Source organism: Streptomyces sp. NPDC051684 (genome assembly GCF_044453445.1).
Lineage (GTDB): Bacteria > Actinomycetota > Actinomycetes > Streptomycetales > Streptomycetaceae > Streptomyces.
Map to the genome: position 1 here is coordinate 15454 of NZ_JBITCS010000048.1, position 13332 is coordinate 28785.

Here is a 13332-nt window from a genome sequence, read left to right on the forward strand (position 1 = left end):
GTAACCGCACACAATCCGTGCGGTCCACGGGGATTGCGGGAAGCGGGAGGCAGTTGATCATGGCGCACGCCGGTGAAGTGCTCGGGTTCGAAGAGTACGTGCGGACGCGGCAGGACGCTCTGCTGCGCAGCGCCCGGCGACTGGTGCCCGATCCTGTCGACGCCCAGGACCTGCTGCAGACCGCACTCGTGCGGACGCTCGGGCGCTGGGACGGCATAGCGGACAAGCGCCTCGCGGACGCGTATCTGCGCCGCGTCATGATCAACACGCGGACCGAGTGGTGGCGGGCGCGCAAGCTGGAGGAAGTGCCCACCGAGCAGCTGCCGGAGTCCTCGATCGACGACTCGACGGAGCAGCACGCGGACCGCGCCCTGCTGATGGACGTCATGAAGGTGCTCGCTCCGAAGCAGCGCAGCGTCGTGGTGCTGCGACACTGGGAGCAGATGTCCACAGAGGAGACGGCCGCCGCTCTCGGAATGTCGGCCGGAACCGTGAAGAGCACGCTGCACCGGGCCCTCGCCCGGCTCCGTGAGGAGCTGGAGAAGCGAGAGCGCGAGGAACTGGCCGGCCGCGCGCTCGAACGTGAGGAGCGGGAGCGTTGCGCGGCCTAGGCATACGTGCCTCGGGGATTCGTATGTCCCTGATGCGGGGGCGTTCCGCCCTGATGCGGGGCATGAAGGCGGGGAGCGCGGTGATCGCCGGGCTCGCCGCCATCGGGCTGTGCGCCGGGCTTCTCGCGGCGTGCTCCACCGGTGGCACCGGCCCCCGTGACGAGGGTCCGGCCCGCACGGACCCGGTCGGTTCGACGGCCGCGGGCAGCGCGAGCCCCTCGGCCTCCGCGTCCCCGAGCGCCCCGAACTCCGCCGAGGCGGTGCGGCTGGTGAAGCGGGACCCGAAGGTCAGCGCCGACATCAAGCGCGATCTGAAGCCGTGCGTGGCGGACGAGTACCCGGTGGACGTCAGCTACGGAACACTGACCGGCAGCTCCCGGAGCGACGTGGTGGTCAACGTGATGACCTGCGGTGACGCGGTCGGCATCGGCACGTACGTGTATCGCGACGAGGGCGGCACGTACAAGAACGTGTTCCGGGCCGAGGAACCCCCGGTGTACGCGGAGATCGACCGGGGTGATCTCGTGGTCACCAAGCAGGTGTACGAGAAGGGTGACTCGGTCGCCTCACCGTCGGGCGAGGAAGTCCTCACGTACCGGTGGAGCGGGCACGGTTTCACCCAGGAGAGCCGCACGCACAACGACTACAGCAACGCGGTGGACGGCGAGAGCCCGGCGCCCTCGGACGACGCCGGCTGAGCGGCGCGGTCAAGGCGAACGTGGAGGAGAGATTCGGATGACTGTCATGGGCGGTGAGCGCAAGGGCGAGCCGACGCACGTCCTGTTCGTCGAGGACGACGACGTCATCCGCGAGGCCACCCAGCTCGCCCTGGAGCGCGACGGCTTCGTGGTGACCGCGATGCCGGACGGGCTCGCGGGCCTGGAGGCGTTCCGCTCGGACCGGCCGGACATCGCGCTGCTCGACGTGATGGTGCCGGGCCTCGACGGGGTCTCCCTGTGCCGCCGCATCCGGGACGAGTCGACGGTTCCGGTGATCATGCTTTCCGCGCGCGCGGACTCCATCGATGTCGTGCTCGGCCTGGAGGCGGGGGCCGACGACTATGTGACGAAGCCGTTCGACGGGGCGGTGCTCGTGGCCCGGATCCGCGCCGTGCTGCGCCGCTTCGGGCACGCGGGCGGCGCGGCCGCCGCCTCCGGCGCGGCCTCCGAGAGCCCCGTGCCCGACAGCGGCGCGCTGCACTTCGGCGACCTGGAGATCGACACGGACGGCATGGAGGTCAGGAAGGCCGGCAATCCGGTGGCCCTGACGCCCACCGAGATGCGCCTGCTGCTCGAGTTCTCCTCCGCCCCCGGCTCGGTGCTGTCCCGCGACAAGCTCCTTGAGCGGGTCTGGGACTACGGCTGGGGCGGCGACACCCGCGTCGTCGACGTCCATGTGCAGCGGCTGCGTACGAAGATCGGCCAGGACCGGATCGAGACGGTCCGCGGCTTCGGCTACAAGCTCAAGGCCTGACCGGGCTGATGGGACAGCGCATATGAGAAGGGGGACCACGGACTCCGCTCCCGCGACGGCCGTACCGGCGCCGCGCGCGAAGGGCGCCACGGGCTCTGCCGGGAAGCCGACCGCGGCCGTGCGGCCGGCCCGCTCCTGGATCCCGCAGGGCCTGCGGACCGGCGTGCGTTGGAAGATCAGCGTCGCCATCGCGTTCGTGGGCGCACTCGTCGCCGTGGCGCTCAGCCTCGTCGTGCACAACGCGGCCCGCGTCTCGATGCTGGACAACGCGCGGGACGTGCAGGACGAGCGGATCCAGTTCGTGCAGCGGCAGTACGAGGCCCGCGGCGGCAATCTGCCCGTCGGCTTCAAGGTGGACGATCCGGCGCTCCCGCCCGACCTGCGCGCGAAGGCCCGTGAGGGCCGCCGCGTCACCTACGTCTCGGAGTCGGCGAGCGGCGTGCCCGACATCTGGGCCGCGGTCCCGCTGAGCAACGGCGGAATCCTCTCGGTGCACACCCGGTTCGCCGACCGCAGCGCCACCGTGATGAAGGACCTCGACAAGGCGCTGCTGATCGGCTCGATCTCCGTCGTGCTCGGCGGCAGCGCGCTCGGCGTCCTCATCGGCGGCCAGCTCTCCCGCCGGCTGCGCAAGGCGGCGAGCGCGGCCCGTGATGTGGCGGCGGGCCAGAGCGACGTCCAGGTCCGCCGCGCCATCGGCGGTGTCGTACGCGACGAGACGGACGATCTCGCGCAGGCCGTCGACGCGATGGCCGACGCCCTGAAGCAGCGCCTTGAGGCCGAGCGCCGGGTCACCGCCGACATCGCGCACGAGCTGCGCACACCGGTCACCGGGCTGCTCACCGCCGCCGAGCTGCTGCCGCCGGGGCGGCCCAGCGAACTCGTCAAGGACCGTGCGCAGGCGATGCGTACGCTCGTCGAGGACGTCCTTGAAGTGGCCCGCCTCGACAGCGCCGCCGAGCGGGCCGAGTTGCAGGACATCATGCTGGGCGAGTTCGTGGAGCGTCGCGTCGCGTCCCGCGCGGGCGACGGCGTCACCGTGCGGGTCATACACGAGTCCGAGGTGACGACGGATCCACGCCGCCTGGAGCGCATCCTCCTGAACCTGCTGGCCAACGCCTCCAAGCACGCCCGCCCGCCCATCGAGGTCAGCGTCGAGGGCCGGGTCCTGCGGGTACGCGACCACGGCCCCGGTTTCCCGGAGGAGCTCCTGGAGGAGGGGCCGAGCCGCTTCCGCACCGGCGCGGCCGACCGCGCGGGCCACGGCCACGGCCTGGGTCTGACGATCGCGGCGGGTCAGGCCCGGGTGCTCGGCGCCCGCCTCACGTTCCGCAACATCCGCCCGCAGAACGCGGACCACGACGCCCCCTCCGAGGGCGCCGTGGCGGTGCTGTGGCTGCCGGAGCACGCGCCGACGAATACCGGGAGCTTCCCGATGGTGCGGTTGCCGGGCAAATAGCGCCCCCTGCGGCGGGTGCCGGTCCTTCAGGCCACCGGCTCCTGGTCCTTCGGGCCCGCCCCCCGCAGCACGACCTCCTTGACGAAGACCGCCGCGAGCAGCGAGCCGAGCGCGACCACGGAGCCCAGCAGGAACGCGGAGTGCGTACCGGAAGAGACCGCGAACTGGTAGGCGTCCCGCGCCTGTTCGGGCAGCTTCGCCAGGCTCGCCGCGTCCAGCTGCGCCGACTGCTCGGTGAGCTTCCCGCCGAGCGCCCCGGCCTTCTCCGCCATGACGTCCTGCACCCGGTTGTTGAACAGCGCGCCCATGATGGCGACGCCGAACGAGGACCCCAACGTACGGAACAGGGTCGTCGACGAGGACGCGACGCCCATGTCCTTCATCTCGACGCTGTTCTGCGCGACCAGCATCGTGATCTGCATCAGGCAGCCCATCCCGGCGCCCAGCACGGCCATGTAGAGCCCGGACGTGAACCGGGACGTCCCGGTGTCCATCTGCGCGAGCAGGAAGAGACCGGCGATCATCAGGACGCTGCCCACCACCGGGAACACCTTGTACTTGCCGGTGTTGGTGGTGACCCGGCCCGCAATCAGCGAGACGACCATCATCGCGAGCAGCATCGGAAGCAGCAGCAGACCGGAGTTGGTCGCGGACGCGCCCTGCACGGACTGCTGGTACAGCGGCAGGAAGAGCACCGCGCCGAACATCACGAAGCCGGTGATGAAGCCGATCACGGACATCAGCGTGAAGTTCCGGTTGCGGAAGATGTGCAGCGGCACGATCGGCTCGGCGGCCTTGGTCTGCCAGAACACGAACCCGACGAGCGCGGCGACGCCGATCCCGATCAGCTCCATGATCACGGCGGAGTCCCAGGCGTACTCGCTCCCGCCCCAGGTGGTGACGAGCACGATCGACGTGATGCCGACGGTGAGCAGCGCCGCACCGAAGTAGTCGATGGAGTGCGAGGCCCGCTTCTTCGGCAGGTGCAGCACCGCGGTGATCGCCACGAGGGCGAGGATGCCGAGCGGCACGTTGATGTAGAAGGTCCAGCGCCAGCCGAGGTGGTCGGTGAGGGTGCCGCCGACCAGCGGCCCGCCGATCATGGCGAGCGCCATCACGCCGGCCATCATGCCCTGGTACTTGCCCCGCTCACGCGGCGGGATCAGGTCGCCGATGATGGCCATGACCCCGACCATCAGCCCGCCGGCGCCGAGCCCCTGCACGGCCCTGAACCCGATCAACTGGCCCATGTCCTGGGCCATTCCGCTGAGCACGGAGCCGAGCAGGAAGATCACGATGGAGGTCAGGAAGGCGCCCTTCCTGCCGTACATGTCGCCGATCTTCCCCCAGATCGGCGTGGAGGCGGCGGTCGCGAGCGTGTACGCGGTGACCACCCACGACAGGTGCTCGAGGCCGCCCAGTTCGCCGACGATGGTGGGCATCGCGGTGCCCACGATCATGTTGTCGAGCATGGCCAGCAGCATCGCGAGCATCAGCGCGAGCAGCACCACCCGTACGCTGCGCGGTTGTTTCACCGGCTCCTGATCCGATTTCGCGGGCTGCACCGCCGCCTGCGTCATGGTCCCCACTCCCCCTGCGTCACCCGGACTTACTTGCCGCCCGGCTAGTTCCCTACAATGAGGAAAGTAGAGCGCCAACTAGCCGGGCGTCAAGTAAGTTTTTCTCCAAGGGCACGAAGGGCAGCAGCCGATGGTCACGGGCAGCAGCAAGCCGCAGCAGCGCCGCGGGGACACCCGCCAGCGCATTCAGGACGTGACCTTGGAGCTCATCGCCGAGCAGGGGTACGAGAAGACCTCACTGCGGGAGATCTCCGACCGCCTCGGTGTGACGAAGGCCGCGCTCTACTACCACTTCAAGACGAAGGAAGACATCGTCGTCAGCCTGTTCACGGACCTGATGAAGCCGATCGACGACGTGATCGCCCGGGCCGCCGAACAGCCGCCGACGCTGGCGGCCAAGCTGGAGATCCTCGGCGAGTACTCGACCGCGCTCGACGACGCGGCCCCGCTCTTCCGTTTCATGCAGGAGAACCAGGCGACGATGCGCGAGCTGAGCATCGGCGAGAACTTCAAGGAGCGGATGACGTCCCTGCTCGACCATCTGCTGCCCGAGGACGTCACCCTGACCGACCGGGTCCGCTGCCTCAGCGCGCTGATCTCGATGCACGCCGGGATGTTCGTCCTCAGGGACGTCGAAGGCGACCCCGAGGAGAAGCGCAAGGCCATCCTCGAGGTCGCCTCCGACCTGATCACGCGGGCCCATCACGGCTGACGGGCCTCCGGCGCGGACGTCGTCAGACGTGCACGCCCTCCTTCTTCAGGAAGTTGACGGGGTTGACCGCCGAGCCGTAGTCCGCCGTCGTGCGGATCTCGAAGTGCAGGTGCGGGCCACTGGAGTTGCCGGTGTTGCCGGACTTCGCGATGTGGTCGCCCGTGGAGACGGTGTCGCCGACCTTCACGTCGATCCGGGACAGGTGGGCGTACTGCGAGTACGTGCCGTCGCTGTGCTTGATGACGATGGCATTGCCGTACGCGGGGCCGTCACCGGCGCCGTTGCCGCCGGCCTTGACGACGGTGCCGCCGTGCACGGCGGAGACGTCGGTGCCGATCGGCACGGCGAAGTCCTGGCCGGAGTGGTGACCGCTGGCCCACATGCTGCCGCCCTGCGAGTATCCGGCGGACAGCTCGTAGTGCTTGACCGGGTCGATCCAGGACTTGGCCTTCTTCTCCTCGGCCGCCTTCTTCTTGGCCTCGGCCTCCTTCTTCTTCGCCTCGGCCTGCTTCTTGGCCTTCGCGGCGTTGTCGGCGGCCTTGGCCTGAGCGGTGGCCTGGGCCTCGACGGAGGAGGCGGCGATACCGGGGAGGGCGGTGTCTGCGGAGTCGGCGACCGCGGCCCCGGTCCCGAGCAGCGCCGACACTCCGAATCCGGCGGCCACGACGGCAGCCCGCTTACGGAGCATCGACGTACCGGGGCGGTGGGACTGGGTGCGCTTCGACATATGGGCAGACCTTTCAACGGGGACGTGACGGGGCCCGGCGCACTGCCTCGTGCTGCCGGGCCGGCCATCCCTTGGTAACCCCGCCCCCCATCGCCGCCCAAAACGCCCATCTACGACATGTCCTCGTAGACCCTCCCCGAGAACCACCCCACCCGGACCGCCGTCGGACCTGGACGAAAGTAGTCCGATTTATGCCTTCATCCTTGGTTTAAGCCCACTTCATCAAAGCAAGGCAAGGCAATACGGGCCCGACGGCCACTCGGTTCCGGCGGAACGGGCACATCACCGGAACCCGTCGACCGTGTAACGACGCGGCCGGATCGCCCCCGACCAACTATTTCCGTTCGTACGTGATCCACGTCCTGTGCGGCATGTCACCGGTCGACAAGATCCAACCCCTCGCGGATGTGACCGGGGCTACGCTCCCGAACCATGGATCCCGCTGCCCTCGGCACCCGTCTGGCCTCGAGCGTGATCGCCCCGGCGCTCAAGAAACTCCTCGTCCAGGAGGGCCCGGGCGCGGGCCTGACGGACGAGCCGGTCCGGCTGTCGGGGCCGGTCTCCTTCCGCGGCGAGAAGCGCGCCCTGGACGGCGCCGAAGCGGAGCGGATCGCCCGCGCCCTCATCGCCGCACCCGCGCCCCCGGCGAGGCACCGTTCCCCGCCGACGAGGCGGAACCGCTCACCCTCACCCTGACCGCCACGCTGTGCGCCCTCGGCGGCCTCACCATGGACGACGTACAGGCGGCCCGACTCGACCCGCACGCCCTGGCCCGCACGCTGCGCCGCGCGGCCCCCGCCTCGCACGGGCTGTCCGCCGACGCGGGCCACTTCCTGGACGCGGCCGTCGACGAGGCCTGCCGTCAGGTGGTGCAGTTCTTCACCCAGCGGTCCACCTTCGTCCCCCGCACCCTGGTCGAACAGCGCCGGGGCGAGGCCGAGCTGCTCGCCAAGACGGACGAACTGATCGCCCGCACCCCGCGCGCCGACGCGGCCGACACCGCCTTCGAGGAGCGCTACGCCCGGCACATCGCCGACCGCCACCGGCATCTGACCATCTACGGCATCGACCTGCGCGAGGCGCCCGAGCGCTGGCCCCTGGACGTGGCGTATCTGAGTCTGGAGGCGACGGCCCGCGCGCCGGTGGACACCTTCGACCCGGTCGCCGAAGCGCCCGCCCCGGCCGTCCGCATCCGCGCCGAGGACGCGTCCGCCTCCGGCCACGACCGGGTGCTCCTGCGCGGCGAGGCGGGCTCGGGCAAGACGACGCTGATCCAGTGGCTGGCGACGCGGGCCGCCGCGGACGGCGACCGGATCCCCTTCGTACTGCCGCTGCGCACGCTGGCATCGGCAGGCTCGCTGCCCGCGCCCGAGGCGTTCCCTTCGGCGGTCTCCTGCCCGCTGGGCGCGCCCTCGGGCTGGGCCGGGCGCGTCCTCTCCACCTCCCGCGCCCTGATCCTCGTCGACGGCCTCGACGAGATCCCCACGGCCGGGCGGAACCGGGTGCGCGACTGGCTGCTCGGCCTCGTCGAGGCGTACCCCGGCAACCGCTGGCTGCTCACCTCGCGCCCCACCGCCGTACGACCCGAATGGCTCGCCGACAGCGGCTTTCGCGAGGTGCTGCTTCCCCCGATGCGCTCCGCCGACGTCGCCACGTTCGTGCACCGCTGGCACGCGGCCGCCGACGCCCTCCCGTACGAGAGCGCGCTCCTCGACTCCCTGCGCACCAAGCGCGACCTGGCCCGCCTCGCCACCAACCCCCTGATGTGCGGCCTGATCTGCGCCCTGCACCGCGAACGCCGCGGGTATCTGCCCAGCGGCCGCAAGGAGTTGTACGACGCCGCGTTGACGATGCTCCTCGCCCGGCGCGACCGGGAGCGCGGCATGGCCGTGCCCGAGCTGAGCGAGGAGGCCCAGATCGACCTCCTCCAGCACCTCGCGTACGCGCTCGTCCTCAGCGGCCGCACCGAGATGAGCCGCGAGCACGCCGTCGGCGCGCTTGAGCGCCGGCTGGCCACGGTGGCCTCGGCGGCGGTCGGCGACGCGCGGGACGTCCTGCGCACGCTGCTGCTCCGCAGCGGCCTGCTGCGCGAACCGGCCGCCTGCACGGTCGACTTCAGCCACCGCACTTTCCAGGACTACCTGGCCGCCCGCTACGCCGTGGAGGAGGGCCACGCGCTCCCCTTCGTGCAGCGCCTCGCCGACGACCCGCAGGGCGAGGACTCGATCCGGATGGCCGTGGCGCACGCCCGTCCCGGCGAACGCGCGCATCTGCTCCGCGAGTTGCTCACGTACGACCAAACTGAGCCTCGGCAGCCTCGCTGCCCTACCGGCCCTCCAGGACTGGCGCCGCGTCGCCGAACTGCCCGCCCTGACGCACCTCTACCTGAACGCGGCCTTCTTCACCGGCGGCGCCGAATCCGTCGAGGCCCTGCCCGAACTCCCCGGCGTCGAGTTGCTGCGCCTCGCCGCTCTGCACGGCGACGAGGACCTCTCGGCCTACCGCCCCGCCTTCCCTCCGTACGCGACGTCGTCCTCCAGACCGCCCCCGGCGTGACGCTCCCGTACGAGCGCTACGCCCGCCTCTTCCCCGACGCCGAGGTCGCCGTGGATCAGCGCTAGCAAAAACGGGTGGGCCCGAACCGTTCCACCAGGAACGGTTCGGGCCCACCCGTATCAGGCTCGCCCCGGAGGGGTTAGGCCTCCTTGCTCAGGTTCGGGCCGCCACCGGCAGCCGCGTCCTCGATCGGCGGGGCGTCCGGCAGTGCCGCCTTCTCCTCGCCGCGGAAGGTGAAGGTCTTGTTCTCGCCCTCGCCCTCCGTGTCCACGACCACGATGTGGCCCGGGCGCAGCTCGCCGAAGAGGATCTTCTCCGACAGGCTGTCCTCGACCTCGCGCTGGATCGTGCGACGCAGCGGACGCGCGCCGAGCACGGGGTCGTAGCCCTTCTTGGACAGCAGCTCCTTGGCGGACTGCGAGAGCTCGATGCCCATGTCGCGGTCCTTCAGGCGCTCGTCCACCTTCGAGATCATCAGGTCGACGATCTCGAGGATGTCGCCCTGGCTGAGCTGCGGGAAGACGACGACGTCGTCGACACGGTTGAGGAACTCGGGGCGGAAGTGCTGCTTGAGCTCGTCCGACACCTTGTTCTTCATGCGCTCGTAGTTCGACTTCGAGTCGCCCTGGGCCGCGAAGCCGAGGTTGAAGCCCTTCGAGATGTCACGGGTTCCAAGGTTGGTCGTCATGATGATGACCGTGTTCTTGAAGTCCACGACGCGGCCCTGGGAGTCGGTCAGTCGACCGTCCTCCAGGATCTGAAGCAGCGAGTTGAAGATGTCCGGGTGGGCCTTCTCGACCTCGTCGAAGAGAACCACCGAGAACGGCTTGCGCCGCACCTTCTCGGTCAGCTGACCGCCCTCTTCGTAGCCCACGTAACCGGGGGGCGAACCGAAGAGCCGCGACACCGTGTGCTTCTCGCTGAACTCCGACATGTCGAGGGAGATCAGCGCCTCCTCGTCACCGAAGAGGAACTCGGCGAGCGCCTTGGAGAGCTCGGTCTTACCGACACCGGACGGACCGGCGAAGATGAACGAACCACCCGGACGCTTCGGGTCCTTCAGACCGGCCCGCGTACGGCGGATCGCCCGCGAGAGCGCCTTGACGGCGTCCTTCTGGCCGATGACCCGCTTGTGGAGCTCGTCCTCCATGCGCAGCAGACGCGAGGACTCCTCCTCGGTCAGCTTGAAGACCGGAATGCCGGTGGCGGTCGCGAGGACCTCGGCGATCAGCTCGCCGTCGACCTCGGCGACGACGTCCATGTCGCCGGCCTTCCACTCCTTCTCGCGCTTGGCCTTCGCGGCAAGCAGCTGCTTCTCCTTGTCGCGGAGAGAGGCCGCCTTCTCGAAGTCCTGGGAGTCGATGGCCGACTCCTTGTCGCGACGCACGCCCGCGATCTTCTCGTCGAACTCGCGGAGGTCCGGCGGCGCGGTCATCCGGCGGATGCGCATCCGGGAACCGGCCTCGTCGATCAGGTCGATCGCCTTGTCCGGCAGGAAGCGGTCCGAGATGTACCGGTCGGCCAGGGTCGCGGCCTGGACGAGGGCCTCGTCCGTGATGGAGACCCGGTGGTGGGCCTCGTAGCGGTCGCGCAGGCCCTTGAGGATCTCGATCGTGTGCGGCAGCGACGGCTCCGCGACCTGGATCGGCTGGAAGCGGCGCTCGAGGGCCGCGTCCTTCTCCAGGTGCTTGCGGTACTCGTCGAGTGTCGTCGCACCGATGGTCTGCAGCTCACCGCGGGCCAGCATCGGCTTCAGGATGGAAGCCGCGTCGATGGCGCCCTCGGCGGCACCCGCTCCGACCAGCGTGTGCAGCTCGTCGATGAACAGGATGATGTCGCCGCGGGTGCGGATCTCCTTGAGCACCTTCTTGAGGCGCTCCTCGAAGTCACCGCGGTAGCGGGAGCCGGCGACCAGCGCGCCGAGGTCGAGGGTGTAGAGGTGCTTGTCCTTGAGGGTCTCGGGCACCTCGCCCTTGACGATGGCCTGAGCGAGGCCCTCGACGACGGCGGTCTTGCCGACGCCGGGCTCACCGATCAGGACCGGGTTGTTCTTGGTCCGGCGCGACAGGACCTGCATGACGCGCTCGATCTCCTTCTCGCGCCCGATGACCGGGTCGAGCTTGGACTCACGAGCGGCCTGCGTCAGGTTGCGGCCGAACTGGTCGAGCACCAGGGACGTGGAGGGCGTGCCCTCGGCAGGACCGCCGGCGGCGGCGGTCTCCTTGCCCTGGTAACCGGAGAGCAGCTGGATGACCTGCTGCCGCACCCGGTTGAGGTCTGCGCCCAGCTTGACCAGGACCTGGGCGGCGACGCCCTCGCCCTCACGGATCAGGCCGAGCAGGATGTGCTCCGTGCCGATGTAGTTGTGGCCCAGCTGAAGGGCCTCGCGGAGCGACAGCTCCAGGACCTTCTTGGCACGGGGGGTGAAGGGGATGTGGCCGGACGGGGCCTGCTGGCCCTGGCCGATGATCTCCTCCACCTGCTGGCGGACCGCCTCGAGCGAAATCCCGAGGCTCTCCAGGGCCTTAGCGGCGACACCCTCGCCCTCGTGGATCAAGCCCAGGAGGATGTGCTCGGTGCCGATGTAATTGTGGTTGAGCATCCGGGCTTCTTCCTGAGCCAGGACGACAACCCGCCGCGCGCGGTCGGTGAACCTCTCGAACATCGTTAATCGCTCCTCAGAGCGGTCAGGCAGTTAGGGGTCGGTCCCCTCCCTGTCCTTCCGCAGCTTAGTCCCGCAAGCGGGGACCGCTCATTCCATCTGCCGACACCCGTTCATGGTCTCCTGCCCCGAACGCCGACAACTGCTCCAACCCGATGGTGCGAGACGATGTTCCCGCAGGCCAGGCAGATACCCCCACCATCAGTACGCCGATGGCGAACGCAGGCTGCCCGTCCCGCACGTGTCGCCCCTCCCACTAGGGATGTCTTACCCGCACGGACTGACACTCCATGCGGCGCGCCCTGGTTCCCTCCGCTACGGGCGAACATCTTTGCGCCGTCCAACGCTCCCGTACGCCCCTTTTCCGGACACAGTACGCATGCATCCGGCGACCGTGCGTAACCCCGGAGCGTCGATGGCTGTTGCTCCTGGCATGGTCACCACTTCCGGCACGACCGTTCCCGCTCCCCGGCAACCGCTGGCCGACACCGGACGCGATCCACTCCGGCAGTGGTACGAGGACGAGCTCGACTGGGCGACCGCGGCAGGGCCCGACGGCGCGCTGCTCCGCACCGGCCTGCGCTTCGACGTCCTGGAGGTGCCGGCCGACGCCGGCTTCGCGATGCTGCGCAGACTCGATCCCCGGTCACCGGTGGCCGTGTGCGGGGAAACGATGCGGCTGCTCGTCGCCGCGGGCAGCGCGGACGAACTTCCGGGGCTGCTCGACTGGCTGGAGTGGGGGGCGCTGCCCCTGGATCTCGTCGCCGTCGGGGCGGGCGGTCTCATCGACGCGCCGACGCCTCCGGGGTGGTCCGGCTCGCAGGAGGCCGCCGTCTGGGTGCGGCCCCCCGAGCCCGGCTGCGAGGTGGAACCGGTGCTACCGGCCCTGACGACCCTGACGGCCGTCTCGACCTGGTCGGTCGTGGGGGGCGGTGGGGGCGCCCCCGATCTCGTACGCCTCGTGGACACGGCGGCGACACACTGCCACCGGGCCCGACTGCGTCGCGGCGCTGCCGCGCCGGCGACCACGTCAACAAAGCGACCAATGCGGCCGTCCCGTCAGCCGTTGGCCTTCTCGTAGGCCTCACGGATCGACTGGGGAACACGGCCGCGGTCGTTGACCTCGTAGCCGTTCTCCTTCGCCCACGCGCGGATCTGCGCGGTGTCCTGGTTGCCGCCGCCGGACGTGGCGCGCGCCTTACCCCGGCCGCTCGAGCGGCCACCGGTGCGACGACCGCCCTTGAGGTACGGCTCAAGGAGGCCGCGGAGCTTGTCCGCATTGGCGGTGGTGAGGTCGATCTCGTACGACTTGCCGTCGAGCGCGAACGTCACGGTCTCGTCCGCCTCGCCACCGTCGAGGTCATCGACAAGAAGGACCTGAACCTTCTGTGCCACCGGATTTCCTTTCATCGAAATCTGAAGGGCGGCCCCGCGACCACGGCCGCTGATTCGCCGTCCCCTTGTTATATGCAGTACTGCAGTACGTCGGAAAGCAAACCGCTTTTGCCCGAAAAACACAAACCCCTGGCTGAGATCAGGGAGAGATCCCGGA

The 13332-nt window shown here is 69.8% G+C and carries 10 protein-coding genes and 1 pseudogene; 7 read left to right on the top strand and 4 right to left on the bottom strand.

What is annotated here, in order from left to right; all coding sequences use genetic code 11:
* The first annotated feature begins 59 nt into the window (after nt 1-59).
* From ACIA8D_RS36910 to cseC, 4 genes are read left to right on the top strand one after another with little or no spacing between them, the layout of a single operon-like run.
* The gene (locus ACIA8D_RS36910; protein ID WP_399238977.1) at nt 60-611 is read left to right on the top strand and encodes a SigE family RNA polymerase sigma factor; all 552 of its coding nucleotides are present in this window, start codon (nt 60-62) and stop codon (nt 609-611) included.
* A gap of 32 nt (nt 612-643) precedes the next feature.
* On the top strand, nt 644-1309 hold the full coding sequence (locus ACIA8D_RS36915; protein ID WP_399239045.1) for a hypothetical protein: 666 nt from the start codon (nt 644-646) through the stop codon (nt 1307-1309).
* Nucleotides 1310-1355: 46 nt separating this feature from the next.
* Nucleotides 1356-2084 carry a two-component system response regulator CseB gene (gene cseB, locus ACIA8D_RS36920; RefSeq protein ID WP_399239047.1) on the top strand — a complete coding sequence of 243 codons (729 nt, stop codon included), beginning with the start codon at nt 1356-1358 and terminating at the stop codon, nt 2082-2084.
* 22 nt (nt 2085-2106) lie between these two features.
* Nucleotides 2107-3543 (top strand): two-component system sensor histidine kinase CseC, encoded by a 1437-nt coding sequence (gene cseC, locus ACIA8D_RS36925; RefSeq protein ID WP_399238979.1) that lies wholly within the window; start codon nt 2107-2109, stop codon nt 3541-3543.
* Nucleotides 3544-3569: 26 nt separating this feature from the next.
* Here the strand turns inward: cseC and ACIA8D_RS36930 are convergent, their stop codons facing one another.
* Entirely contained in the window at nt 3570-5123 is a 1554-nt protein-coding gene (locus ACIA8D_RS36930; RefSeq protein WP_399238981.1) for an MDR family MFS transporter, read from the bottom strand.
* A 130-nt stretch (nt 5124-5253) separates the two neighbouring features.
* Here ACIA8D_RS36930 and ACIA8D_RS36935 point away from each other — a divergent pair, with 130 nt between their 5' ends.
* Nucleotides 5254-5835, top strand: a complete 582-nt coding sequence (locus tag ACIA8D_RS36935) for a TetR/AcrR family transcriptional regulator (protein ID WP_399238983.1) — start codon at nt 5254-5256, stop codon at nt 5833-5835.
* Between the two features lie 22 nt (nt 5836-5857).
* On the opposite strand, the gene ACIA8D_RS36940 is transcribed toward ACIA8D_RS36935, so the two are convergent.
* Nucleotides 5858-6562: a M23 family metallopeptidase gene (locus tag ACIA8D_RS36940; RefSeq protein WP_399238985.1), complete on the bottom strand. Its 705-nt coding sequence runs from the start codon at nt 6560-6562 to the stop codon at nt 5858-5860.
* Nucleotides 6563-6994: 432 nt separating this feature from the next.
* On the opposite strand from ACIA8D_RS36940, the pseudogene ACIA8D_RS36945 reads away from it, so the two are divergent.
* Nucleotides 6995-9118: pseudogene (locus tag ACIA8D_RS36945) on the top strand (NACHT domain-containing protein).
* 139 nt (nt 9119-9257) lie between these two features.
* On the opposite strand, the gene ACIA8D_RS36950 reads toward ACIA8D_RS36945, so the two are convergent.
* Complete coding sequence (locus tag ACIA8D_RS36950) at nt 9258-11783, bottom strand: ATP-dependent Clp protease ATP-binding subunit (RefSeq protein WP_399238987.1); 2526 nt, start codon at nt 11781-11783, stop codon at nt 9258-9260.
* A 412-nt stretch (nt 11784-12195) separates the two neighbouring features.
* On the opposite strand from ACIA8D_RS36950, the gene ACIA8D_RS36955 reads away from it, so the two are divergent.
* Nucleotides 12196-12861 (top strand): SCO3374 family protein, encoded by a 666-nt coding sequence (locus ACIA8D_RS36955; protein WP_399238989.1) that lies wholly within the window; start codon nt 12196-12198, stop codon nt 12859-12861.
* Here ACIA8D_RS36955 and ACIA8D_RS36960 read toward each other — a convergent pair.
* The gene (locus tag ACIA8D_RS36960; RefSeq protein WP_266711306.1) at nt 12840-13175 is read right to left on the bottom strand and encodes an Lsr2 family protein; all 336 of its coding nucleotides are present in this window, start codon (nt 13173-13175) and stop codon (nt 12840-12842) included. The genes ACIA8D_RS36955 and ACIA8D_RS36960 overlap by 22 nt on opposite strands.
* Between the last annotated feature and the right edge of the window lie 157 nt (nt 13176-13332).